General features: G+C 71.1%; 17 protein-coding genes. 9 read left to right on the top strand and 8 right to left on the bottom strand.

Features of this window, described 5'->3' with window-relative positions:
• Positions 1-46 precede the first annotated feature (46 nt).
• Positions 47-484, top strand: a complete 438-nt coding sequence (locus QFZ26_RS05910) for a YdeI/OmpD-associated family protein (RefSeq protein ID WP_307040167.1) — start codon at positions 47-49, stop codon at positions 482-484.
• On the opposite strand, the gene QFZ26_RS05900 is transcribed toward QFZ26_RS05910, so the two are convergent.
• Positions 377-4,114: a TM0106 family RecB-like putative nuclease gene (locus tag QFZ26_RS05900; protein ID WP_444876237.1), complete on the bottom strand. Its 3,738-nt coding sequence runs from the start codon at positions 4,112-4,114 to the stop codon at positions 377-379. The genes QFZ26_RS05910 and QFZ26_RS05900 overlap by 108 nt on opposite strands.
• A 107-nt stretch (positions 4,115-4,221) precedes the next feature.
• Positions 4,222-4,953 carry a TetR/AcrR family transcriptional regulator gene (locus tag QFZ26_RS05895; RefSeq protein ID WP_307040166.1) on the bottom strand — a complete coding sequence of 244 codons (732 nt, stop codon included), beginning with the start codon at positions 4,951-4,953 and terminating at the stop codon, positions 4,222-4,224.
• Positions 4,954-5,044: 91 nt separating this feature from the next.
• On the opposite strand from QFZ26_RS05895, the gene QFZ26_RS05890 reads away from it, so the two are divergent.
• The 4 genes from QFZ26_RS05890 to QFZ26_RS05875 all read left to right on the top strand — a co-directional run bounded on the left by QFZ26_RS05890 (position 5,045) and on the right by QFZ26_RS05875 (position 10,269).
• Positions 5,045-6,625, top strand: coding sequence for a purine-cytosine permease family protein (locus QFZ26_RS05890; RefSeq protein ID WP_307040164.1), 1,581 nt, complete (start codon positions 5,045-5,047; stop codon positions 6,623-6,625).
• A complete protein-coding gene (locus QFZ26_RS05885) occupies positions 6,622-7,671 on the top strand; it encodes an agmatine deiminase family protein (RefSeq protein WP_307040162.1) in 1,050 nt (349 codons plus the stop codon). Before QFZ26_RS05890 ends, QFZ26_RS05885 begins: the two co-directional genes overlap by 4 nt.
• On the top strand, positions 7,668-9,416 hold the full coding sequence (locus tag QFZ26_RS05880; protein WP_307040160.1) for an amidase: 1,749 nt from the start codon (positions 7,668-7,670) through the stop codon (positions 9,414-9,416). Before QFZ26_RS05885 ends, QFZ26_RS05880 begins: the two co-directional genes overlap by 4 nt.
• Before the next feature lie 97 nt (positions 9,417-9,513).
• Complete coding sequence (locus QFZ26_RS05875) at positions 9,514-10,269, top strand: SDR family NAD(P)-dependent oxidoreductase (protein WP_307040158.1); 756 nt, start codon at positions 9,514-9,516, stop codon at positions 10,267-10,269.
• On the opposite strand, the gene QFZ26_RS05870 is transcribed toward QFZ26_RS05875, so the two are convergent.
• Positions 10,254-11,537, bottom strand: a complete 1,284-nt coding sequence (locus QFZ26_RS05870; RefSeq protein ID WP_307040156.1) for an ROK family transcriptional regulator — start codon at positions 11,535-11,537, stop codon at positions 10,254-10,256. The genes QFZ26_RS05875 and QFZ26_RS05870 overlap by 16 nt on opposite strands.
• Positions 11,538-11,688: 151 nt before the next feature.
• On the opposite strand from QFZ26_RS05870, the gene QFZ26_RS05865 reads away from it, so the two are divergent.
• Positions 11,689-14,811: a discoidin domain-containing protein gene (locus tag QFZ26_RS05865; RefSeq protein WP_307040154.1), complete on the top strand. Its 3,123-nt coding sequence runs from the start codon at positions 11,689-11,691 to the stop codon at positions 14,809-14,811.
• A 69-nt stretch (positions 14,812-14,880) separates the two neighbouring features.
• On the opposite strand, the gene QFZ26_RS05860 is transcribed toward QFZ26_RS05865, so the two are convergent.
• The gene (locus QFZ26_RS05860; protein ID WP_307040152.1) at positions 14,881-16,458 is read right to left on the bottom strand and encodes a molybdopterin-dependent oxidoreductase; all 1,578 of its coding nucleotides are present in this window, start codon (positions 16,456-16,458) and stop codon (positions 14,881-14,883) included.
• A gap of 154 nt (positions 16,459-16,612) precedes the next feature.
• Between QFZ26_RS05860 and QFZ26_RS05855 the strand changes: the two genes are divergently transcribed.
• Positions 16,613-18,925, top strand: coding sequence for an excinuclease ABC subunit UvrA (locus QFZ26_RS05855; RefSeq protein WP_307040150.1), 2,313 nt, complete (start codon positions 16,613-16,615; stop codon positions 18,923-18,925).
• Positions 18,926-19,014: 89 nt separating this feature from the next.
• A complete protein-coding gene (locus QFZ26_RS05850; RefSeq protein WP_307040148.1) occupies positions 19,015-19,320 on the top strand; it encodes an HNH endonuclease in 306 nt (101 codons plus the stop codon).
• Positions 19,321-19,349: 29 nt separating this feature from the next.
• On the opposite strand, the gene QFZ26_RS05845 is transcribed toward QFZ26_RS05850, so the two are convergent.
• The 4 genes from QFZ26_RS05845 to QFZ26_RS05830 form a co-directional block, all read right to left on the bottom strand.
• Complete coding sequence (locus QFZ26_RS05845) at positions 19,350-20,042, bottom strand: alpha/beta hydrolase family protein (RefSeq protein WP_307040146.1); 693 nt, start codon at positions 20,040-20,042, stop codon at positions 19,350-19,352.
• Positions 20,043-20,060: 18 nt separating this feature from the next.
• Positions 20,061-21,161, bottom strand: coding sequence for a DUF2207 family protein (locus QFZ26_RS05840; RefSeq protein WP_307040144.1), 1,101 nt, complete (start codon positions 21,159-21,161; stop codon positions 20,061-20,063).
• Positions 21,162-21,297: 136 nt separating this feature from the next.
• Entirely contained in the window at positions 21,298-22,326 is a 1,029-nt protein-coding gene (locus QFZ26_RS05835) for an FUSC family protein (protein WP_307040142.1), read from the bottom strand.
• Between the two features lie 39 nt (positions 22,327-22,365).
• Positions 22,366-23,190 carry an LLM class flavin-dependent oxidoreductase gene (locus tag QFZ26_RS05830; protein WP_307040140.1) on the bottom strand — a complete coding sequence of 275 codons (825 nt, stop codon included), beginning with the start codon at positions 23,188-23,190 and terminating at the stop codon, positions 22,366-22,368.
• Positions 23,191-23,332: 142 nt separating this feature from the next.
• Here QFZ26_RS05830 and QFZ26_RS05825 point away from each other — a divergent pair, with 142 nt between their 5' ends.
• Positions 23,333-23,779 (top strand): Hsp20/alpha crystallin family protein, encoded by a 447-nt coding sequence (locus tag QFZ26_RS05825; protein ID WP_307040138.1) that lies wholly within the window; start codon positions 23,333-23,335, stop codon positions 23,777-23,779.
• The last annotated feature ends 114 nt before the right edge of the window (positions 23,780-23,893 follow it).

Here is a 23,893-nt window from a genome sequence, read left to right as displayed (position 1 = left end):
CCTGTGTGGTATTCCCAGCATGGGTGTGGAGTGGCAGACTCGAGCGATGCGATTCGAGACGACGATGTCCCAGGTCGGCAACAACACGGGCATCGAGGTGCCGCCCGAGGTGATCGAGGCACTCGGCGCGGGCAGGAAGCCGCCGGTCGTCGTCAACGTGAACGGCTTCGAGTACCGCAACACCGTCGCGGTGATGGGCGGCAAGTACATGATCTCGTTCAGTTCCGACAAGCGTGCCGCGACGGGCATCGGCGGCGGCGACCCGATCGTGGTCGACGTGGAGCTCGACACGGCGCCGCGCACCGTCGAGGTGCCCGCCGACCTCGGGGCGGCGCTCGACGGGTCGCCGGGCGCCCGCACCGCGTTCGACGCGTTGTCACCGAGCGCACGCAAGGCGCACGTCACCGCCGTCGAGGGCGCGAAGGCCGCCGAGACCCGCCAGCGACGCATCGACGGCATCGTGGCGAAGCTCGCCGACGCCTGACGCGCTGCACCGGGGCGCTACTCCACCGACGCGGGAACGGCGACGCGTGCCTCGCCGCCGACGAGCCGGATGAACGCGCTCAGCTGCGCGACGCCCTCGGGCGTGCGGGGCAGGGTGTCGAGCAGGCCGGGGGAGTAGATGAGGTACGCGGCCCACTTGGCGCGGGAGATCGCGACGTTGAGCCGGTTCTTCAGCAGGAGGAACTCCACGCCGCGCGGCGCCGCGGCGGCCGACGACGCGGCGAGCGACACGATGGCCACGACGGCCTCTTGACCTTGGAACTTGTCGACGGTGCCCACCGGCACCTCGGTGAGCCTGGCGGCGTCGAGCGCGGCGCGCACGACCGTGAGTTGCGCGTTGTAAGGGAGTCACGACGATGAGGTCGCGTTGCCCGAGCGGCCGGGGCCGGCTGGATGCGGCGGCATCCGTCGCCCCGCTCGGATCGACCGCCTCGACCCAGTCGCGGCCGAGCAGCGACGTGGCCAGCTCGACGACGGCGAGCGCCTCTTCGGCCGAGGCCGTCGTGTTGCCGGCGTGCTCGACCGGCACGGCGGTGAGTCCGGGCGCGACCCCGTCGAGCGAGCGCTGCGCCGCGACGGGATGCGAGCGCAGCTCGCCCTCGTACGACAGGTGCGAGACGGGCCCGGCCACGGCGGGGTGCATGCGCCGGCTCTCGGCGAGGAAGTACCCGAACTCGGCGGGCAGCACGTCGTGGCCGTCGGCGATCCAGCCGAGGGCGGAGGTGTCGATGGGCTCGGGGTGGTTGCCCTGGCTCACTTGCGGCAGCTGCTGCGGGTCGCCGAGCAGCAGCAGGTTGCGCGCGGCCACAGAACTCGCGATGGTCGACGCCAGCGAGAACTGGCCGGCCTCGTCGATGACGAGGAGGTCGAGCGAGCCGCGGGGCAGGCGGTCGGTGTTGGAGAAGTCCCAGGCGGTGCCGCCGACGACGAATCCGGATGCCGCGTGCGCGGAGGTGTAGTCGGCGACGCCGTTCTTGTCGATGGCCGTGTACGCGTGGTGGCCCGGCTCGCGGGCGTCTTTCGGCGCCTTCGCCACGAGGTCGGGGTGGAGGCCGGCAGCGACCACGGCGTCGAGCACGTTCTCGACGACGGCGTGGGATTGCGCCACGACGCCGATCTTCCACGCATGCCGGCCGACGAGCTCGGCGATGACGCGCGAGGCCACGTAGGTCTTGCCGGTGCCGGGCGGCCCCTGCACCGCGAGGTAGGAGTCGTCGAGCGACCGCAGCGACGCGATGACGGCGCCGACGTAGTCGTGCTCAGCGGTGAGCGCGGCAAGGCCGGCGCCGCTCGTCGTGCGTGGCGGCACCCGTCGCAGCACGTCGACCGCGGGGTTCGCCGGCCACGCCGCGGGGAACGTGTTCGCGAGGCCTTGCGCCCATTCGAGGATGGCGTCGTGCTGGCGGCCGGCTGGTGGCGGCGTGCCGGGCACGACCGCCATCGGCAACTCGCTCCAGGTGACGCCCGCCACACTGCGCTCTTCGACGATCACGCCGTCGGCGAGCACCTCGAGCACGCGCGCGGAGTTCTGGGTGCGCGAGCCCGGCCGCAGGCCCTGCCGGGGGAACGGCGCGGGCGGCTCGTAGAGGAGGAAGAGCTCGCTGCCGACGCTGAATCGCGACCCCGGTGCGACCCGCCCCCGCAGCATGAGGTGGCGCCGGTCGACCCGGTGCTGGTCTTCGCGGTACCAGCGCTGTACGACGACGGATGCGGCGGGGTCGACGACGAGCACGTCGCGGTGGTCTTCCCAGGCCTCGAGGGGCTGCTCGATGCGGAAGAAGTGCGACCACCAGAAGCTCTTCGCCTCGCGATCGTGGTAGTCGATGGCGGCAGCGGCGAGTGCGAGTGCGGTGTGGTCGGCGTCACGGTCGGGATCGTCGGGCGGCCCGGCGATCGCCTGCAGGTGCAGTGCGAGCGGCGACGGCTCGTAGACCTTGCCGGCGGCCTTGGCCGCCTCGACGAGGAGCGACTCGGGCACCGGCTCGACGCCCGCGTCGCGGGCGAGGCCGAGCAGCCAGTCGCGTAGCCGAAGCGTCGAGACGCAGTCGTAGCGGTTGTAGTCGGCGAGGTCGTCGAGCACGTGCTGGGCGGCGGCCGCACCCGCGAGCCCGGTCGCTGGGTCGACCTCGCCGGTGGCCGCGAGCTCGCGCGCCCGCACGTATTCGAGGATCGAGTCGCCGCCCGATTTCACCTCGGCCTCGCGCAGCTCGGTGCCCATGTAGAGCGGCTCGAGCTTCTTGATCGAGTATGAGCGGCTGCCGACGCGCACCGCGCGCTTCACGACGGGGTAGAGGTCGACGAAGACGCCATCGGCGAGCAGCTGGTCGACCGCGGCCTCGCCGACGCCGTGCCGGGCGGCCATGGTCAGCAGGTGGGTGCGCTCGTAGCTCGCGTAGTGGTAGATGTGCATGTTCGGGTGCGCCGCACGCCGCAGCGCGACGAGCTCGAGGAACTGCTCGAGCGCCACGCGCTCTTCGGCGAAGGAATGCGCCCACAGCGGCGTGAACTGTTCGGCGGTGTCGACCATGCCGAACAGGTAGTCGAGCCCCCAGTCGGATGCCGCGCCCTCGGTGTAGAGCGGATCGCCCTCGAAGTCGAAGAAGAGGTCGCCGGCGTCGGGCTCGGGGATCGCGGCGAGCGAGGCGGCGTCGCGCACGACCACCGGCGGCGGGAGCGGCGGGTCATCGGGGGAGCGCGTGCTCAATCCCGACTCGGCGAGGGCGATCTCGACGGCTTCACTGGCCTCGGCCTCGAGCTGCAGTCGGGCCTGGAGGCGGAGCCCTTCGACGGTCGCGTCGAGGATGCCGGGAATCGGGCCCTCGGATGCCGCGAGCGCGTCGATCGTCGTGATGCCGGCCTCGAACAGCGCGATGCGCTGGGTGACGCGGAGCCCGGCCACGAGCAGCACGTCGCGATGCGCCTGCACCTCGAGGTCGCACGTGGGGCAGCGGCCGTCGAGCTCGTAGCGGGGGTCGCCCCACGCGACGGGCCCGTCTTCAGCCAGGCGCTCGGCGACGATCTGCTCGAGACGGGCGCGGCGAAGGCGGTAGACGGGGGCGATGTCGGCGAGGCGGTGCACGCTCGTGGTGCCGTCGCCGAGGAGCAGCTCGACGGTCTCGGCGCACGGCACGCCCGTGCGCTCGAGCTGCTGGGCGTATGCGGCGAGCTGCAGGAGTGCGGTGACCCGGGCCCGCCGCGCGAGCTTGGAGTCTTGCACGAGGTAGCGGCCGTCGGGCTGGCGCACGATGAAGTCGGCGAAGCCGATGAAGCCCTCGTCGGCGAACGTGGCCTGGAAGACCACCGGCGCACCGGCCGCGAAGGCGGCCTGCGTGGCCTCGACGGCGGCGGCGACGGCGCCCTGGTCGCGCACGTCGGGTCGCGCGATCTCGACGACCCCGTCGCCGAGCGCCTCGCGGTAGACGTCGAGCACCCGGAGCTCGTGCTGGTCGCCGAGGCGGCCCGAACGCTCGAGCATCGCGTCTTCGGGGTCGGGCACCGGATCGATGCGGCCGAGCTTCGCGTCGAGCGCGCGCAGGAAGGCGAACTCGCACTCCGACGCCTTCTTCAGGTCGCTCGCGCTCGTGACGACGGAACCGTCGACCAGGTACATCGTGGCTCCCTTCCGTCGATCCGTGTTCACCGTAGCGGGCGCCGCCGACATCGCGCCGCCGACATCGCGCCGCCATCGCGCCGATACGAAGCGCAACGCCGGCGTGGTCAGCCTGACGCAGGAGAAGAGGATGCAGCCTCGCTGTGGCGAGGGTGTGCCTCCTCTTCTCCTGAGTTACGCGGGGCGTTCGGCCGAGCGCCCCCGTGAGCGAGTTCGTCCCGCTCGAGGCTCCCGCGCGCGAGCCCCAGCATGCCCTCGAGCGCGTGTCCGATGAGGGAGCCGCGTGCGCTCGCGTCACCCCAGCGCACGAGCGCCTGCGCATTGAGCCCGTCGATCATTCCGAGGAGCTGCCATGCGACGGTCGCGGCATCCGGCGTCTCGAACTCGCCGCTCGCGATTCCCTCCTCGACGACGCCCTGCACGATCGCCTGCCACGCGTCCATCTGTTCACGGACGGATGCCGCGAGTGCGTCGTTGCGGCGTCCGAGTCCCCATGCCTCGACCCACACGACGGTGACGTCGTCACGTGTGCCGTCGAGGAGGGTGTCGATGAGGGCGGCCATGCGAGCGGTCGGCGTCGGCAGTTCGGCGAGCAGGTCGTCGACCTCCTCGATCTCGGAGGCCACGATCCTCGCGAAGGTCGTTGCGACGAGCGAGTCCATGTTGGGCTCGTAGTGGGCCACGAGGGCGGGCGCGACGTCGATGCGAGCGGCGATCGCCCGGAGCGTGACGGCGGTGAGACCTTGCTCGAGCGCGAGGGAGCTCGCGGCATCCGCGATCTCGACGGCACGCTGCGCGGGGGATTTGCGGGCGGCCTTCTTGCGCGTGGGTCTTGACATGGTGACCTCAGTGTAGGTAACGTCGCTCCATCTTATTGATCGTGTGATCAATAGTAGATCGAGTCCCCGATCATGTCGAGAGAGTCCACTCATGCGCAACGAAGCCATCGACCGCCAGGCCACCGATGCGAGCCCCGGCACCGACCGCGCCGGCCACGTCGAGACCCACGGCGCCGACCACATCCCCGCCTCCGAGCGCCACGGCCGCCCGCGCGAGCTCTTCTGGGTGTGGATGTCGGCGAACGTCATCTACCTCTACTTCGTCATCGGCGGGGTGCTCATGCTCCTCGGCCTCTCGCTCTGGGAGGCGCTGCTCATCACCGTGCTCGGCAACCTCTGGTGGGCGGTCGTGGGCCTCCTCGCGATCAGCGGCCCGGCCTCGGGCACGCCGAGCGTCGCGGTCATGCGTGCCATGTTCGGCGTTCGAGGCAGCCGCGTCTTCGGTGCCGGCCTCGGGGTCGCGATCGGCATCTTCTACGAGATCATCAACATCGCCTTCGCCACCCTCGCCGCGCTCGCGCTCCTCGCCGGATTCGGCATCGAGCTTCCGGCGGGAGCGGAGTGGGCGGTGCTCGTCGTCGTCGCCGGGCTCAGCTTCGTCATCGGTGTCTACGGGCACGCGACGATCCTGAAGCTCGCACCGTACTTCTCCGCCGCGCTCGCCGTCGTCTTCATCGTGCTCGCCGTGTTCGTGTTCGGCGCGGCCGACTTCAGCTACGCGCCGGTGCCGATGGCGCCCGCCGAGCACTGGGCGATGCTCCTGCTCGGCTTCGCGATCGTCGCGTCGAGCCCGCTGTCGTGGGGCACGGGCGCCGACTACGCCCGCTACCTGCCGGCGGATGTCTCGAAGCGCGCCGTCGCCTGGTGGACCGCCCTCGGCGGGTTCGTCCCCGCGATCGTCATCGGCACCCTCGGCGTCGTCGCGGGCACCGCGATCGACATGACCGACCCGCAGCTCACGATCGCGGAGATCGTGCCCGGATGGTTCACGCCGATCTTCCTCGCGATGATCGTGCTGTCGAGCATCACGAACAACGTGCTCGTCGCGTACTCGACCGGCCTCTACGCACAGGGCCTCGGATTCCGCGTCTCGCGTGCGGCGACGGTCATCATCACTGGCGTCGTCGCCACCGCCGCCGCCGGCTGGTTCGTGTTCATCGCGCCGAGCTTCCTCGACACGCTGAACGCCTCGCTCGAGCTCGCCGTCACCGTGCTCGGGCCCCTGGTCGCGGTCTACGCCGTCGACATCCTGCTGCGGCGCAACCGCTACGACGGCCGGGCGCTCACCGACGAGCGTCGCGGCAGCCCGTTCTGGTACCACGGCGGGGCGTTCTGGCCCGGCGTCATCGCGATGCTCGTCGCGACGACGGTCGCGGCGCTCTCGGCCAACACGACCCTCTACGTCGGTCCCATCGCCGCGGCGCTCGGCGGCGCCGACCTCTCGGCCATCGTGGGCCCGCTCGTCGCGGGCGGTCTCTACGCGGGGCTCTGGCTCACGACGCGCCCGTACCGCGACCCGGCCGCGCGTCCAGCGGCGACGGATGCCGCGACAGGCGTCGGCCCCCATTCCGCCGCATCGGTCGCCGTCGGTGACTCCGCGGCATCCGAGGGCCATGATGAGACGACGGATGCCGCGGCATCCGCTCACCGCGACCTGGAGGTTCCCGCATGAGCTGGCGCATGCCCGCCGAGACCGCACCGCACGAGCGCACCTGGATGGCGTTCCCGCGTGAGGGGCTGACCCTCGGCACCGAGGCCGCCGAGCGCGAGGAGGGCTACGCCGCCTGGACCGCCGTCGCCCACGCCGTCGCCGCGTTCGAGCCGCTCACGATGGTGGTCGACCCGAGCGAGCTCGAGCGAGCGCGCCGCATGCTGGGCTCCGAGATCGAGCTCGTCGAAGCACCGCTCGACGAGTTCTGGATGCGCGACTTCGGCCCGACCTTCGTCGTCGACGACGAGCGGCCCGGCGTGCTCGGCGCGGTCGACTGGATCTTCAACGGCTGGGGCGCGCCGGCCTGGGCGGAATGGCGCAAGGCGGCCGAGATCGCCCGGTTCGTGGCGGCGCGCGTCGGCGCAGAGCTCGTGAACTCGGTGCTCGTGAACGAGGGCGGCGGCATCCACGTCGACGGCGAGGGCACGGTGCTCCTCACCGAGACCGTGCAGCTCGACCCGAACCGCAACCCCTACGCCGACCGCGCGCGTGTCGAGGCCGAGCTCGCCCGCACGATCGGCTCGACGCATGCGGTGTGGCTGCCACGCGGCCTCACCCGCGACTACGACGACTTCGGCACGAACGGGCACGTCGACATCGTCGCGACGATCCCGTCGCCCGGGCGGTTGCTGCTGCACGCGCAGGGCAACCCCGAGCACCCCGACTTCGAGGTGACGCGCGAGCTCCGCGCGTTGCTTGCGGAGACGACGGATGCCGCGGGCCGGCCATGGGACATCGTCGACCTGCCCGCGCCCGAGACGCTCCGCGACCACGAGGGATTCGTCGACTGGAGCTACGTCAACCACCTCGTCGTCAACGACGGCGTGATCGCGTGCGGCTTCGGCGAGGAGCGAGCGGATGCCGCGGCGCGCGAGATCCTCGCAGCGGCCTACCCGGGTCGACGGGTCGTCACCGTCGACGCTCGTCCGATCTTCGCGCGCGGCGGCGGCATCCACTGCATCACGCAGCAGCAGCCGCTGCTCGCACCGGCGGCGGGCGCGCGATGAGCGGCGACCGCCCGCGGTTCGACGTCGTCGAGGCGTCGATCGCCGAGCTGCGTGCGGCGCTCGAGTCGGGCCGGGTCACGAGCGTCGAGCTCGTCGAGGCGTACCTCGCCCGCATCGAGGCGTACGACCGGCCCGGCACGCCGACCGCGCTGAACGCGCTCGTCGTGATGAACCCCGAGGCGCTCGCCGATGCGCGCGGGTCCGACGAGCGGCGGGCACGGGGCGAGACCCTCTCTCCGCTCGACGGAATCCCTTACACCGCCAAAGACAGTTACCTCGCCCGCGGCCTCACCGCCGCCGCCGGATCGCCCGCGTTCGAGCACCTCGTCGCCCAGCGCGACGCGTTCACGATCGAGCGGTTGCGCGGAGCAGGCGCCGTGCTCCTCGGGCTCACGAACATGCCGCCCATGGCGAACGGCGGCATGCAGCGCGGCGTCTACGGCCGCGCCGAGAGCCCGTACAACGCCGAGTACCTCACGGCCGCGTTCGGCTCGGGCTCGTCGAACGGCTCGGGCACCGCGACCGCGGCGAGCTTCGCGGCGTTCGGCCTCGGCGAGGAGACGTGGTCGTCGGGCCGCGCGCCGGCCTCGAACAACGCGCTCTGCGCATACACCCCGTCGCGCGGCGTGATCTCGGTGCGCGGCAACTGGCCCCTGGTTCCCACGATGGACGTCGTGGTGCCGCACACCCGGAGCATGGCCGACCTGCTCGAGGTGCTCGACGTCATCGTCGCCGACGACGACGAGACCCGCGGCGACTTCTGGCGCGTGCAGCCGTGGGTGTCGATCCCTCCTGCGTCGGAGGTGCGGCCCCGGTCGTACGTCGAGCTCCTCAGGGGCAAGGCCTCCGCGACGCCGGCCGCCGCGCTCGCGGGCAAGCGCTTCGGCGTCCCGCGCATGTACATCAACGCCGATCCCGAAGCCGGCACCGCCGAGCCCGGCCGCACCCCCGGCATCGGGGGATCGACCGGGCAGCGCATCGACACCCGGGCATCCGTCATCGACCTCTGGGACGCCGCGCGCCGCGATCTCGAGGCCGCCGGTGCCGAGGTGGTCGAGGTCGACTTCCCGGTCGTCTCGAACTACGAGGGAGACCGCCCCGGCGCGCCCACGATCGCGACACGCGGAATCGTGAGCCCCGAGTACCTGCACCACGAGATCTTCGACCTGTCGGCGTGGGCGTGGAACGACTTCCTCGACGCGAACGGCGACCCCGCCCTGCATGCGCTCGCCGACGTCGACGGGTCGCGCATCTTCCCGCACCCCGAGGGCGCGCTCCCCGACCGCTACACCGGGTTCGACGACGACATCGCCGAGTACCCCGAATGGGCGCGCTCGCACCCGCTCACCGCGCTCATCGACATCCCCGAACTCGAGGAGGGCATCCTCGGCCTCGAGGAGACCCGGGTCGTCGACCTCGAGGAGTGGATGGACGGGCTCGGTCTCGACGCCGTCGTCTTCCCCGCCGTCGCCGACGTCGGCCCCGCCGACATGGACGTCGACGAGGCATCCGCGGATCTCGGCTGGCGCAACGGCGTGTGGGTCGCGAACGGCAACCTCGTGCCGCGGCACCTCGGCATCCCGACCGTCACGGTGCCCATGGGCACGATGCGCGACATCCGGATGCCGGTGGGCCTCACCTTCGCCGGACGCGCCTACGACGACGCGGACCTGCTCGTGCTCGCCGCGGCGTTCGAGGCGACGGGCTCGCGCCGCACCCCGCCGCCACGCACGCCACGGCTCTGACGTCAACCCGGGCCGTGCGGTGCGAAACCCCGGCGTACCGTGGAATCGATCGTTGCCGCGTCACGGGACGCGACTCGACGACGAGAGGGGATCCATCATGGCTGTGTACGACGTCGCCGACCGGTCGGCCATCGTCACGGGAGCCGGCAGCGGCATCGGGCGGGCGATCGCGGTGCGGCTCGCCGAGAGCGGCGCCGTCGTCGTCGTCAACGACCTGAACGGCGACCATGCGGCATCCGTCGTCACAGAGATCACCGATGCCGGAGGCCGGGCCGAGGCATCCGTCGGCGACGTCACCGACGAGGCCTGGATCGACGCATCGGTGCGGGCCGCCAACGCCCTCGCCCCGCTGCGGATCGCCGTGAACAACGCCGGCATCAGCGGCGTCTCCGCGCCCATCGGCGAGTACCCCGAGGACAGCTGGGCCAAGGTCATCGATGTGAACCTCAACTCGATCTACCGAGGAATGAAGCTGCAGCTGCCCGCGATCGCGGCGAACGGCGGCGGTGCGATCGTGAACGTCGCATCGATTCTCGGCAGCGTCGGATTCGCGAACTCCGCCGCGTACGTCACGGCCAAGCACGGCGTGGTCGGCCTCACGAAGAACGCGGCGCTCGAGTACGCCGAGCACGGCGTACGCGTGAATTCGGTCGGACCGGGCTTCATCAAGACCCCGCTCATCGACGAGAACCTCGACGCCGATGCGCAGGCCTTCCTCGTGGGCATGCATCCGCTCGGGCGCCTCGGCGAGGCCGATGAGGTCGCCCACCTCGTGGCGTTCCTCGCGAGCGACGCGGCGAGCTTCATCACCGGCAGCTACCACCTCGTCGACGGCGGCTACACCGCGCGCTGACCCGGCGCCGACGCGTGCGGAGTCGAGTTCTCGATCACCGCGGGCTGCAGCGCCTCGGGGGCGCTCCAGGAGACGCCGAGCTCGGAACGGAGCGCGAACTGCGCGGCGCCGATGAACGGGATCCGGCCGGTACGGGTGTACCGGATGCGGACGGGCCGGGTGCCGATGGCGGGGTACATCTCGAACTCGTCGTGGAGCATCGACAGGTACACCCCGCCGAGGGCCGGGGCCGCGCCGCCGATGAGGATCTCCTCGGGGTCGAGCATGGCGGACAGCATGCGGAGCGCGCGCGAGAGCGCCCGGGCGCCGAGGGCCATGCGATCGGAGGACCCCCGCGCCGCAGCCAACAGCTGGATCGACGCGTCGTCGAGTTCGTCGTGGAACGCGTCGCCGAGCATCGCCGTCATCGACGCCGTCGACTCGAGGCAGCCGCTCAATCCGCACCGGCAGAAGTCGCGGCTGCCCTCGAAGACGACCCGCACGTGGCCGATCTCGCCGGCGCGACCCGAGTAGCCCTGCACGAGCACCCCACCGATGGTCAGGGCCGAGCCGACGCCCTCGCCGAGGTGGACGAGGAGGCGCTCGGCTACGGGCTCGCGCTCGAGGGCGGCCTCGGCCAGCGCTTCGGCGTCGGCATCGTTCAGCACGAAGGCGGGAACGTCGAGGGCCGCTTCGATGAGCTCCGCGACGCGGACGCCGTGCCAGCCGAGCTGGACGCTCTCGATGACCACACCCTGATCGGACGTGCCGGGCACCTGGACGCCGATGGCGATGAGTCGCCGCTGCGCACCGGCGGCGAGTTCGCGAACGCCCTGCACGACGTCGTCGACCGACGGCGCCTGCGCGAACGACCTCGTCGTCTCGGCGACCGTCGCCCCCGTGAGATCGAGCAGGCCCACTCGGAGCGAGCGTGCGCGCACCACGACCGCGACGACGGCGTACGCCGAACGGTCGACGTGGAGGATCGTCGCTCGCTTGCCGCCGGTGCTCTCCGCGTGGTCGCCGTCGGCCACCAGGCCCAGCTCGATGAGCTCCGAGACGAGTGATGAGATCGTGGCAGAGGTGAGGCCGGTCGCCCTGGCTATGGAGGCCCTCGTCACCGCCCCGGTGTCGCGGAGCACGTGCTGCAGCACGCGCTGCAGGTTCTCCTGGCGCACCGCGGCCTGCGTCTCGAACTGGCCGCCGCGCGCGAGCCAGGTTCGACCGCGAGCCCCGGCGGCCGGGGGGCGCGGGCGGTCGGCGCCGGGAACCTCCACGCGTCCAGCCATTGCTCTCCCGTTCCGATCTTTGTATAGTCACTCACTATAGTCGTGTGCTGGTCTGACTCAGCTCGACGGAGCGCCAACGTACATCTCAACGAGGAGAGCCATGTCCGCACCACTCTCAGTCGACCGCCGCACACGTTGGGCCGGAGCCCTCATGGCGATCAGCGTAGCCGCAGCACTCACGGCCGCGCCCCCACCAGCGGCCCATGCCGCTGCCAACCCGGCTCCCACGATCATTCCCGCCTTGCAATCGTGGACCGGGGGCGACGGCACGTTCGCGCTGAGCACCTCGAGCCGCATCGTCGCCGATGCCGAGCTCGAAGAGGTCGCCGACCAGTTCGCGGCCGACCTCGCCTCGATCACCGGCCTGCGCGCCGAGGTCCTCATCGGCGCGGATGCCGGGCCCGGCGATCTCGTGCTCGAGCTCGACCCCGACCTCGCCCACGAGGCCGGCGGGGTGCGCTTCGACGAAGAGGGCTACCTGCTGGAGGTCACCGCGGAGGGGCTCGACGTCAGCGCACCCACGAGCGACGGCGCGTTCTACGGCACCCGTACCGTGCTGCAGGCGCTGATGCAGTCACCCGGTCGCGACACCGTGCCGGTCGGCGAGTCGTTCGACTGGCCGAGCCACGAGGTGCGCGGCTTCATGCTCGACGTCGGCCGCCGCTTCTTCACGCCCGCGTTCGTTCGTGACTACATCACGATGATGAGCTGGTACAAGCTCAACCAGTTCCAGATCCACCTGAACGACAATGAGATCCAACGCCCCGCGGGCGGCTGGGTCGACGCGTACGACGGGTTCCGCCTGCAGACGGAGAATCCGGCGTTCGCCGGACTCGCGTCGGAGGACGGCGCCTACGATCGCGATGACTGGCAGAGCTTCGAGGACACGGCGTCCTCGCATGCCGTGCAGATGATCCCCGAGATCGACGTGCCGGCCCATTCGCGTTCCTTCATCCGCTGGAAGCCGGAACTCGGGTTCAACGGTGGCGACTCCGACCACCTCGACCTCTCCGAGCCGGAGACCACCGCGACCATCAAGGCGGTCTTCGACGAGTTCATCCCGTGGTTCGAGGGACCCGACGTGCACTTCGGAGCCGACGAGTACCCGCGGCACCTCGCCGACGACTACCGCACCTTCTTCAACGACATGGCGGCGCACGTGCGGTCGCACGGAAAGCACCCCCGCGCGTGGGGCAGCATGTCGGTGATGCACGGCTCGGCCGAGGGCTACGACCAGGATGTCACCATCAACAGCTGGAACAACGGCTGGTACGGCATGGCGACGGCCGAGGCCGATGGCTACGACTACATCAACACCAACGACGGCGATCTCTACGTCGTGCCGTTCGCGGGCTATTACCACGGGCACGGCCTGAACAATCAGGGACTCTACAACTCGTGGTTGCCGAACAAGCTGGGCTCGACCGAGGTCGTGCCCGCCGGCGCGCCCGAGGGCGCGATGTTCGCGGTCTGGAACGACCTCGTGCACCAGGACTACACCGAGCTCGACGTGCACGGGCTCATGCGTGACTCGTTCCCGGTGATCGCGCAGAAGACCTGGAACTCCGCGCCCCCGACCGCCTCCTACGCGGCGTTCACCGACGTCCTCGCGCAGATCGGCCGCGGACCCGACCTCACGGTGATCGAACAGTCGAGCGGCGTCCCGGCCGCCGGCGAGATCAGCCTGGGATCCGCGGTGACGGCAACTGCGAGCAACGACGGCACCCCAGCGGGTGCGCTCGTCGACGGGCGTGAACTCACGCGCTGGGCGACCTCGGAGGACACCGCACGGTTCTCACTGGATCTCGGCACGGCGCAACCGGCCGGCCGCATCGAGGTCGACTGGGCGGCACCGGCACCGGCGAGCTTCGACGTCGAGGTCTCGGAGGACGGCACCTTCTGGCAGCGCATCGCCGACGACGTCGACGGCGACACGACGAGCGTGCAACTCGGCGCGGCGACCGCGCGTCTCGTCGCCGTCACCGACATCCGGAGCGCGGATGGCGCGGACCTCTCCGCATGGCGGGCGGCCGTGTTCTCCCCGCTGCCGTTGACGGCCTCGGCCACCGCGACCGCCTCGGGCACCGAGGCGCCGTCGTTCCCGCCGAGTCTCGCGATCGACGGCAACGACGCGACCCGATGGTCGGCCGACTACAGCGCCGCGCCCTGGATCGCGGTCGACCTCGGCGCGGCCGAGCCCTTCGACACGATCGAACTCGCGTGGGAGGCCGCCTCGGCGAAGTCGTTCACCGTCGAGACCTCGCTCGATGGCACGAGCTGGCAGACCGTTGCGACCCGCCAGAACCTTCCAGCCGGGGCTCGCACCGATTCGGTCACGTTCGAACCCGTCACGGCACGCCACGTGCGGGTCACGGTCACCGCGAAGAATCTCAGCCCGTACCTCAGCCTGTTCGAGCTGACGATTCCATCCATCGCGGAGCCACGCGCGGCACTGACCGCGCGCGCGGAGCCGGCCGCGCCCGACGGTGCCGATGGCTGGTACGTGACCGCGCCGGCCGTCACGATCACCGCGCATGGCACGGCGGGAACGGCCGATGGCGGCGAGTACCGGTTGAACGACGGCCCGTGGACCGAGCTCCCCGACGGCGGCGCCGTGTCGATCGAGGAACAGGGGGAGGTGCGCATCGACTACCGGGCGAAGGTGGGCGACGTTTCCGTCAAGGGATACGGGATCCTGCGGGTCGACACGCTCGCACCCGAGGTCGAGATCGTCGCCCTCGCCGGCGGCACACCCGCTGAGCCCGTCGAGGTGCGGTTCGAGACATCCGATGCCGGAATCGGCGTCGAACGTGTCGAGTACCGCGTCGACGACGGCGTGTGGGCGGCCTGGAACGGCGAATCGCTCGTCATCGCCGAGCCCGGAGAGCACGTCATCCAGGCACGCGGCGTCGACCGGCTCGGGCACGTGAGCGACGTCGTCACGACCGAGGTCGCGATCACCGAGCTCGGCGTCACGATCGATGGCGACGCGCCGTCGTTCGTGCGCAAGGGGCGTGCATTCGAACTCCAGGTCACCGGCGCGCAGCCGGGCGCCGAGGTTCGCGCCGAACTCGCCTCGGGCTCGACGTTGATCCATCTGGGCGCGACGTCAGCCGAGGCGGACGGCACGGCGACCATCACGGCGACGCTGCCGGCGAAGACGAGGGCCGGCGACTACGAACTCGTCGTGCTCGTGACGGACACCGCCGGCGCGGAGCGCGAGCTGCGAACGGCGCTCACGGCGACCAACGGGCCCAAGCCGCCCAAGCACTGAGCGACGGCGCTCGTCGGCGTCATGTGAGAGCGTGGCGCCGACGAGCACGGGTCGCGCCGCGGCATCCGCTCAATCGACCGAGACGGTGCGCTCGTGCAGGCCCGTCGCGCCGTCGGGCACGACGCCCTGGCGCTTCGACGTCTGCACGTCGCCGTCGGCCCCGGTCGCGCGCACGCGCAGGGTGTGATCGCCGGATGTCGCGTCCCACTCGAAGCGCCACTGCACCCACGTGTCGTCGGAGATGGCGGTCGCGAGCGTCGCGTCCTGCCACTGCCCGTCGTCGACCTGCACCTCGACGCCCTTGACGCCCACGTGCTGGTGCCACGCGACGCCGGCGACCACGATCGGGCCGGCCGCGAGCGATTGGCCCGAGCGCGGCACGTCGATGCGAGACGAGAGCTTCACGGGGCCCCGTTCGCTCCAGCCGCGGTCGGTCCAGTAGGCGGATGCCTCGTCGAACCGGGTCACCTCGAGGTCGACCACCCACTTCGTCGCCGACACGTACCCGTAGAGGCCGGGCACGACCATGCGCACGGGGAACCCGTGCTCGACGGGCAGCGGCTCGCCGTTCATGCCCACCGCGAGGATCGAGTCGCGATCGTCGGTGAGCGCGTCGATCGGAGTGCCCGCCGTGAAGCCGTCGGCGCTGCGGGAGAGCACCATGTCGGCGTCGGCGGCCGGCCCCGCGCGTGCGAGCAACTCGCGGATCGGGTACCCGAGCCACACCGCGTTGCCGATGAGTCCGCCGCCGACCTCGTTCGACACGCATGCGAGCGTGGTGATGCTCTCGGCGAGGGGGAGGGCGAGCAGCTCGTCCCATGTGAGCGTCACCTCGCGGTCGACCATGCCGTGGATGCGCAGGCTCCATGTCCCCGGGTCGACGGCGGGCACCGCGAGGGCGGTGTCGATGCGGTAGAACTCGCCGTTCGGCGTGACGACCGGGGCGAGCCCGTCGATGCCGAGCTCGGCGCCCGCGGGCACCGCAGCCGTCGTGGTCGGCTTCGGCAGGGTGATCGCCTCGCGCACTGCCGTGACGGCTCGGGCTCCGGCCTGCAGGGCAGAGCCGCCGAGCGCGGCGAGCACGCCGAGTGCCGTCGCGCCGCCCGCCCAGGCGAGGAAGCGCCGCCGGTCGACGCCTCCTGGAGGACGGTCGCTCGCAGCATCGGTCACCGGAGGGGTCTCGTCGGCCGGGGCGTCCGCCGCCGGCAGCCGCCGCACGAGGAACATCAAGGCCAGCACGCCCGCGATCGCCGCGATCGCCGAGGGCGCCGGCGACAGCATCGACGCATTCGCACGAGTCGACGCCGCGACCGCCCCGACGACGCCGAAGAGTCCGATGAGCACGCGTCCGAGGGGCGGACGGCGCACCTCGAGCACCCCGGCCGCGCCGGCCAGGGCGAGCAGCACGAGCCCGATGCCGATGAGGAGGGCGGCCTTGTCGGCGGTCCCGAACAGGGCGATCGCGGCGTCCTTGGCCCACGGCGGTGCCAGGTCGATGAGCGAGGCCCCGACGACGACGAACGGACTCGCCGCGGGCGCGAGCACGGCGGCCGCGAGTTGGCCGACCCCGGCACCGAAGGCGACGGATGCCACGCCGGCCGCCGAGGGCAGCAGCCACCGCCGCGTGCGCCGGCGCGTCTCGTGCATGCGCACAGCGTACGCGCGCACGCCGGGATGCGGCCCGAGAATCCCGCGGGGGAACGCCGAGCACGGGGCATCCGCTCTCTCCTCGATGTCGCCCGTGGGTGCAAGAATCATGAGTTGCGGGCAACGCCGGCTCGCGAAGAAGGGGAGCAGCCGAATGACCGCGACCGAGCACATCGCCGACACCCACGACCTCATCGAGGTGCGCGGCGCCCGTGAGAACAACCTGAAAGACGTCTCGCTCGACATCCCGAAGCGCCGGCTCACCGTGTTCACGGGCGTGTCCGGCTCGGGCAAGTCGTCGCTCGTCTTCGGCACGATCGCGGCCGAGTCGCAGCGGCTCATCAACGAGACGTACTCGGCGTTCCTGCAGACGTTCATGGCCTCGCCGTCACGGCCCGAGGTCGACAGCCTGCGCAACATCTCGGCCGCGATCATCGTCGACCAAGAGCGCATGGGCGCGAACTCCCGCTCGACCGTCGGCACGGCGACCGACGCTGCCGCGATGCTGCGCATCATCTTCTCGCGCCTCGGCCAGCCCTACATCGGTCCGAGCTTCCACTTCAGCTTCAACCTGCCCGCGGGCATGTGCCCGCGTTGCGAGGGCATGGGCGAGGTCAACGACATCGACCTCGACGAGCTCTTCGACCGCGACAAGTCGCTCGCCGAGGGTGCCATCACGATTCCCGGCTACACGGCCGACGGCTGGATGGTGCGCATCTACAGCGAGTCCGGGTTCCTCGACCCCGACAAGAAGATCCGCGACTACACCGAGCAAGAACTGCACGACTTCCTCTACAAAGAGGGCGTCAAGGTCAAGGTGCAGGGCATCAACATGAGCTACGAGGGGCTCGTGTCGAAGGTGCAGAAGAGCCTGCTCTCCAAAGACCGCGACGCGATGCAGCCGCACATCCGCGCGTTCGTCGACCGGGCCGTGACCTTCACGGCCTGCCCCGAGTGCGGCGGCTCGCGCCTCAACCAAGAGGCACTGTCGTCGAAGATCAAGGGCATCAACATCGCGGATGCCTCGGCCATGCAGATCTCCGACCTCGCCGTGTGGCTCGAAGACCTGCACGACCCCGCCATCGGCCCGCTCGTCGCGTCGCTGAAGGAGACGATCGACTCGTTCGTCGAGATCGGACTCGGCTACCTCAGCCTCGACCGCACGTCGGGCACCCTCTCGGGCGGTGAGGGGCAGCGCGTGAAGATGATCCGTCACCTCGGGTCGAGCCTGACCGACATCACCTACGTGTTCGACGAGCCCACCGTCGGCCTGCACCCGCACGACATCCAGCGCATGAACGAACTGCTCGTGCGCCTGCGCGACAAGGGCAACACCGTGCTCGTCGTCGAGCACAAGCCCGAGGTCATCGAGATCGCAGACCACATCGTCGACCTGGGGCCGGGCGCCGGGCGTGCCGGCGGCACCATCTGCTTCGAAGGCGACGTCGCCGGGCTGCGCGCCTCCGACACGCTCACCGGGCGTCACCTCGATCACCGTGCCGCGCTGCGCGACACCGTGCGCGAGGCATCCGGCCACCTGTCCATCCGCGATGCCCGCCAGCACAACCTGACGGGCGTCGACGTCGACCTGCCGCTCGGCGTGCTCACCGTCGTCACGGGGGTCGCGGGCTCCGGCAAGTCCTCCCTCATCCACGGCAACGTGCCCCAGCACGACAACGTCGTGGTCGTCGACCAGGCGCCGATCCGCGGCTCGCGTCGCTCGAACCCGGCGACGTACACCGGGCTCCTCGACACGATCCGCACCGCGTTCGCGAAGGCGAACGGCGTGAAGCCGGCCCTCTTCAGCGCGAACTCGGCGGGTGCCTGCCCGAACTGCAAGGGCATCGGCCTCGTCTTCACCGACCTCGCCATGATGGCGGGTGTCGCGAGCGTCTGCGAGGAGTGCGGCGGCAAGCGCTACACGGCCGAGGTGCTCGAGTACACGCTGCGCGGCAAGAACATCAGCGAGGTGCTCGACATGCCCGTCGACGCGGCCCTCGAGTTCTTCGAGGAGAAGCCCGCGCGTGCCGTGCTGCAGCGGCTCAGCGATGTCGGCATCGGCTACCTCGGACTCGGCCAATCGCTCAACACGCTCTCGGGCGGCGAGCGCCAGCGCCTGAAGCTCGCGATCAACATGGCGAAGAAGGGCTCGATCTACGTGCTCGACGAGCCGACGTCGGGCCTGCACCTGGCCGACGTCGACAAGCTGCTCGCACTGCTCGACCGGCTCGTCGACGACGGCAACACCGTCATCGTCATCGAGCACCACCAGGCCGTCATGGCGCACGCCGACTGGATCGTCGACCTCGGCCCCGGCGCCGGCCACGACGGCGGCCGCATCGTGTTCGAGGGCACGCCCGCCGATCTCGTCGCGTCGGCGGCGACCGATGCCGCGACCCTCACCGCGACCCACCTCGCCGCCTACGTCGGCGCCGGCGAACGCGTCGGCGCGTACGCCGGCAAGTGAGCGAAGCGCGCCGCTAGTCTGGCGCCATGGCGGTCAAACGGAGCCGCAAGGCCACCTACGCACGACGACGCACGCGTCGGATGGCGCGGATGACCCACGACCTGAGCGACGAGCAGTGGGCCGCGCTCAAGGCGGAATGGAACGGCTGCGCGTATTGCGGCGTGGCCGACAAGCCGCTGCAGCGCGACTGCATCCTGCCGATCTCGCGCGGCGGGCGCTACACCCTCGACAACATCGCGCCGGCCTGCGGGTCGTGCAATGCCAGCAAGTGCAACGACGAGGTCACCTCGTGGCTCCGGCGCAAGAAGCTCGACGAGCGCGCCTTCCTCCTCCGCCACCGGCAGATCGGCGCCGCCCTGGCGTTGCGGTTCGGCGGCACGGGCGAGGCGGTCTGAGGCGGCGTCTCTGCACCGCCCCTGCCGCCCTACTCGATCGGCGAGTAGGCCCCGATGAACTCCGCGACGCGCATCGCGAGCCCTCCGCCGATCTCGGCGGCGGGGCGTTTCGCCCCTTTCACCTCGAACGAGTGATTCGCATTCTCGATCCACTGCAGGGTCGCCGTGGGACCGATGCGGGCCACGACCTCGTCGAGCTGCTCGTTCGGGATCGCGAAGGGGTCGTTGCGACCCTGCAGGAACAGAATCGGAACGGTGATGCCCGGAAGGTGCTCGTCGCGGGCCTTCTCGGGGCTGCCGGGCGGGTGCAGCGGGTAGCCGAGGTACACGAGGCCGGCGGCCGGCATCCCGTCGGCGACGGCCATCGACGCCATGCGCCCGCCGAACGACTTGCCCGACGCCCAGATCGGCTCACCCGGGCTTCCGGCGGCCGCAGCGCGCGCGGCGGCGGCATCCGTCACCGCGCGCCAGGTCGCGATGGCGACGGGCGGCCGGTCGGGGAAGCGCCGACCCGCCTCGCGGTAGGGGAAGTTGAACCGGAGCGTCGCGAACCCGAGGCCGGTCATCGCCCGCGTGAAGCCCGACATGAACGGATGCTCCAAGCCCGCGCCCGCCCCGTGCGCGACGACGATCGTGGCCGTGGCTGCGTCGGGGCGCGTGTACACGCCAGACACCGGGCTGCCGTCGATCTCGATCGCGATGGACTGCTCGGGCGTCGTCATGCCTCACTGCTCCCCGGACTAGACGTTGAAGATCTCGAAGAATCCGCCGACGCCCTCGACCACGGCGCCGCTGCCGTCGATGAGGTCGCCGACCGCGGCCACGAGCTCGACTGCCCCGCCCGCCGCGTCGATCGCCAGCAGGAGATCGGCGGTCGCGTCGACGACGTCGCCGGTCGAGCTGACGAGATCGCCGAGCGTGCCGAGATTCGTGCGGGCGAGCTCGTCGTGCTCGAGCTTCAGCTTCGCGAGCCATTCCCGCTCGAGTCCGAAGAGCACGGCGTACGGGAGAAGGCGCTCGTGCAGGTGGAAGCGCTCGATGGGAGCAGCGACCGCATCGGGCGACCCGGCGACCGCGGCAGCTGCGGCATGCGCCGCCCGCAGTTCGGCGCCGCTCGGCGACTGCAGCATCCGCAGCCGATCGACCTCGGCGAGCACGAGGTACTGCCTCAGGCCCGCGAGGTGCTCGCGCTTCGCTTGCGCCGGCGGCAGGAACCGCCGCCATGACGACGGGGTGACGAAGATCGTCGCGATGGTGGCGGCGAGCGCGATGAGCGTGGCGACGAGTGCCGGCCAGTCGGCGGCGACCAGGGTCATGACGATGAACAGCGCCTCGACGAGCATGCCGAGGTACGCGAGCACCGTGAGCGTCACGCCTGGCCAGGTGACGCGGCGATCGGCGATGAGGCCGTCGCGCGCGAGGCTGTGCTCGGTGTTCAGGAGCAGGCTCTTGATGCGCCCGGCGAGCGCCCGGCGGTCGGCCGAGAAGCGACGCACGCGCCCGGGCGTGTGCTCGGGACCGAAGAGCACCTCGAGCAGCGCGGCCTCTTCGAGCGTGAGCACCGCATTCGGCATGAGCTCGACGCCGATCGGCTCGCGCTTGCCCGTGCCGGCGATCAGGCGCACCTTGCGCTTCACGGCGAGATCGATGAGCGCGGCGGATGCCCCGCGCCGGTCGGCATCGATGAGCAGCGCGTCGCGCAGCACCGTCGAACCGCGCTCGGGCGAGTACTGCACGACCCGCGGCGTCACCCGTTGCGCGGCGACGACGCGCGCGATGAGCCCCAGCACGAGGATGAGGACCGCCGGGACGATCGCAAGCACGATGACGGGGGTGAGCACGCGCCCAGTCTAGGGAGCCGCCGTCGGTCGCCGGGAACCATGGGATGCGGTCCACGTCATGTACTGCGAGTTCCGACCCGGGTCGCCGTGCGCCGAGGAGGCCGACCGCGCCGTCAACCACGATCGTGACGCTCCGTCACTCCTCGACGAGCTCGGCGCGGATTCGCCGCAGGTCCTCCATGAGCGAGCCGATGAGGATCCAGTGCTCGGACTTCGGCGGCGACACCACGAGCGGCGACGTGAGGGCCGGCAGCGCCGACGTCATCGGCTCGGGATCGACGTCGGCGAGGTGCACGGCGAGCCGCACGTCGTGGGCGGCGCGGCGCAGCTGCTCGGCGATGGCCACCACGGTCGGCTCGGCCGCGAGTGCCGCGTCGTAGTGGTCGAAGAAGGCCCGCGTCATCCCGATCACCTGCGTGACGATCGGGCTGAGGCGGTCGAGGAGGGTCCGCAGCTCCGTGAGCTCGGTGCGGTGCGCAGAGCGTCGCGGGTTCAGGGTGAGCGACTCCTCGCCGTCGGCGATCGAGGCGTCGGCCGCGTCGCGCATGGGGCGCATGAGCCGCGCCTCGAGCATGAGCTGCTGGAGTCCGGCAGACGACTGCGGTGTCTCGAGGGCGCTCGCGAGTCGGTCGAGGGATGCCGCGAGCTCACCGCCGAGCAGCGCGAGGTCGCGACGTGCAGGGGCGAGGGCGACCGGAGGCACGACGAGGGCGTTCACGACGATGCCGATCGCCGCGCCGATGAGGGTCTCGAGCACCCGGTCGAGGGCGTACTCGGGTGAGGAGGCGCCGAGGGCCAGCACGAGCATCGCGCTGATCGCGACCTGGTTCGAGGTGCCCGGCGTCATCTTCAGCGCCCACGCGACCAGCATCGCGATCACGATGGCCACGAGGATGATCCAGCTGCTCTGCCCGAACACGAGTGAGATGCCGGTCGCGATGACCACGCCGAGGATCACGCCGATGCTGCGCTCGATGGCCTTGCCGAACGACTGGTTCACGCTCGGCTGCACGACGAGGAGCGCCGCGATCGCGGCGAAGACGGGAAGCGGCCCGGGGATCAGCCAACCGGCGATGAGCCACGCGGCGATCGTCGCGATCGCGGCCTTCGCGACCTGGAGGATCGGAACCCGCTTCGAGGCCCGGAAGGTGCCGGTGATCGCCATGTGCTCAGGCTAGCGCCGCGCGCTCAGCGGGCTGCGTGCTCAGGCCGTGGCGAGGTTCGTGGCGAGGTTCGCGGCGATCGCGGCGATCTGCCCGGCATCGATGGGGGATTGCACCCAGAGCGTGCGCCGGTCGATGCCGAGCGTCGCGAAGTGCTCGGGGTCGCCGCCGAGCGGGTGGTCGAGCTCGAGTGGTGCGAAGACGCTCACCTCGAACCCCTCGGGCGCGCGCGATCGGATCTCGGCGACGCGATCGTCGAGCTGCCCGTCGGCGACGAGATCGGCGGCGAGCAGGTTCATGCCGTCGGCGTGATCGCACGCGTACTCGATGGTCTCGGCCGTGCGGCCGCCGATCACGATGGGTGGCAGCTCGGCGCCGTCGGTGACCGCCATCGCCGCCGCGGCCGAGAAGTGCTCACCGTCGAAGGCCTCGCCGCGCCAGACGGCGCGCAGCACGGCGACGGTCTCGGTGAGCATCGCACGGCGCACGGCCGCGCCGGGGAGCGGCCGACCGAGCGCGGCGTGCTCGGCCGACCACTGGCTCTTCGGCGAGCTGCCCGAACCGATGCCGAGCCTGATGCGCCCGGGCGCGAGCGACTGCAGCGAGTTGATCGCGCAGGCGAGCTGCACCGGATGCCGGTTCGCCGGGTTGGCGACGAGCAGGCCGAGATTCACTCGTGACGTCGTCGCGGCGATCGCCCCGAGGGTCACGAACGGGTCGCGCGACCACGGCTTGCGGTCGACGAGTCCGCTGAAGTGGTCGTACGTCCACACGGTGTCGAACCCTCCCGTGTCTGCCGCTCGGGCGGCGTCGAGCAGTTCGGGGAGGTCGGCGCCGAGGGGTGCGAGCACGAGGTCGGTCTGCATCCGTCCAGTGAAGCAGCAGCCCGGGACATCCGTCATCCTGGACTTGGCACTCTCCCCATGAGAGTGCTAATTTTTAAGTACTTGAGCGGATGTCGCTCAAGTCTTGGGTTCGGCCGCACCGCGGCCACAGAGAGGAGTAGTCATGGCCATGTACTGGGACCCGTTCCGTGAGCTCGACCGCCTCGCTGCGAGCATGCTCGACTCGAGGCAGGGCCCCCGGGTGATGCCGATCGACCTGCATCGCGACGGCGACCACTACGTGCTCTCCGCCGATCTGCCGGGCGTCGACCCGGGCTCGGTCGACGTCGACATCGACGGGCAGCTGCTCACCATCCGCGCGGAGCGCACCATGCGTTCCGAAGAGGGCACGCAGTGGCTCGTGCGCGAGCGGCCGAGTGGCTCGTTCCTACGGCAGATCGCGCTCGGCGACGGACTCGACACCGGCTCGATCAGCGCCCACTACGAGAACGGCGTGCTGAGCGTCGTGATCCCGGTGAGCGAGCAGGCCAAGCCCCGCAAGGTCGAGGTCCAGAGCGCGCAGCACGCCGACCGCGAGGTCACCGCGAAGGCCGGCTCCGAGACGAGCTGACCGGAGCGGCGCGCCCGCGGCGCTCATGAACGGCACGACCCAGCCCGCTCCGCCGACGGCGGGGCGGGGCTCGTCGTGCGGGCTCCCGCAGGCTCATGGCCTGTCGGTGCCCGG

The organism is Agromyces ramosus, from assembly GCF_030817175.1.
Classification (GTDB): Bacteria; Actinomycetota; Actinomycetes; order Actinomycetales; family Microbacteriaceae; genus Agromyces; species Agromyces ramosus_A.
The sequence above is the reverse complement of the archived record's forward strand: the minus strand, read 5'-3'. Positions and strand labels throughout refer to the sequence as shown.

What these genes read in the sequence shown, in the direction of transcription:
- QFZ26_RS05910 (WP_307040167.1), top strand. Translation starts at nt 47, where the DNA reads ATGCGATTCGAGACGACGATGTCCCAGGTCGGCAACAACACGGGCATC.
- QFZ26_RS05900 (WP_444876237.1), bottom strand. Translation starts at nt 4,114, where the DNA reads ATGTACCTGGTCGACGGTTCCGTCGTCACGAGCGCGAGCGACCTGAAG.
- QFZ26_RS05895 (WP_307040166.1), bottom strand. Translation starts at nt 4,953, where the DNA reads ATGTCAAGACCCACGCGCAAGAAGGCCGCCCGCAAATCCCCCGCGCAG.
- QFZ26_RS05890 (WP_307040164.1), top strand. Translation starts at nt 5,045, where the DNA reads ATGCGCAACGAAGCCATCGACCGCCAGGCCACCGATGCGAGCCCCGGC.
- QFZ26_RS05885 (WP_307040162.1), top strand. Translation starts at nt 6,622, where the DNA reads ATGAGCTGGCGCATGCCCGCCGAGACCGCACCGCACGAGCGCACCTGG.
- QFZ26_RS05880 (WP_307040160.1), top strand. Translation starts at nt 7,668, where the DNA reads ATGAGCGGCGACCGCCCGCGGTTCGACGTCGTCGAGGCGTCGATCGCC.
- QFZ26_RS05875 (WP_307040158.1), top strand. Translation starts at nt 9,514, where the DNA reads ATGGCTGTGTACGACGTCGCCGACCGGTCGGCCATCGTCACGGGAGCC.
- QFZ26_RS05870 (WP_307040156.1), bottom strand. Translation starts at nt 11,537, where the DNA reads ATGGCTGGACGCGTGGAGGTTCCCGGCGCCGACCGCCCGCGCCCCCCG.
- QFZ26_RS05865 (WP_307040154.1), top strand. Translation starts at nt 11,689, where the DNA reads ATGGCGATCAGCGTAGCCGCAGCACTCACGGCCGCGCCCCCACCAGCG.
- QFZ26_RS05860 (WP_307040152.1), bottom strand. Translation starts at nt 16,458, where the DNA reads ATGCACGAGACGCGCCGGCGCACGCGGCGGTGGCTGCTGCCCTCGGCG.
- QFZ26_RS05855 (WP_307040150.1), top strand. Translation starts at nt 16,613, where the DNA reads ATGACCGCGACCGAGCACATCGCCGACACCCACGACCTCATCGAGGTG.
- QFZ26_RS05850 (WP_307040148.1), top strand. Translation starts at nt 19,015, where the DNA reads ATGACCCACGACCTGAGCGACGAGCAGTGGGCCGCGCTCAAGGCGGAA.
- QFZ26_RS05845 (WP_307040146.1), bottom strand. Translation starts at nt 20,042, where the DNA reads ATGACGACGCCCGAGCAGTCCATCGCGATCGAGATCGACGGCAGCCCG.
- QFZ26_RS05835 (WP_307040142.1), bottom strand. Translation starts at nt 22,326, where the DNA reads ATGGCGATCACCGGCACCTTCCGGGCCTCGAAGCGGGTTCCGATCCTC.
- QFZ26_RS05830 (WP_307040140.1), bottom strand. Translation starts at nt 23,190, where the DNA reads ATGCAGACCGACCTCGTGCTCGCACCCCTCGGCGCCGACCTCCCCGAA.
- QFZ26_RS05825 (WP_307040138.1), top strand. Translation starts at nt 23,333, where the DNA reads ATGGCCATGTACTGGGACCCGTTCCGTGAGCTCGACCGCCTCGCTGCG.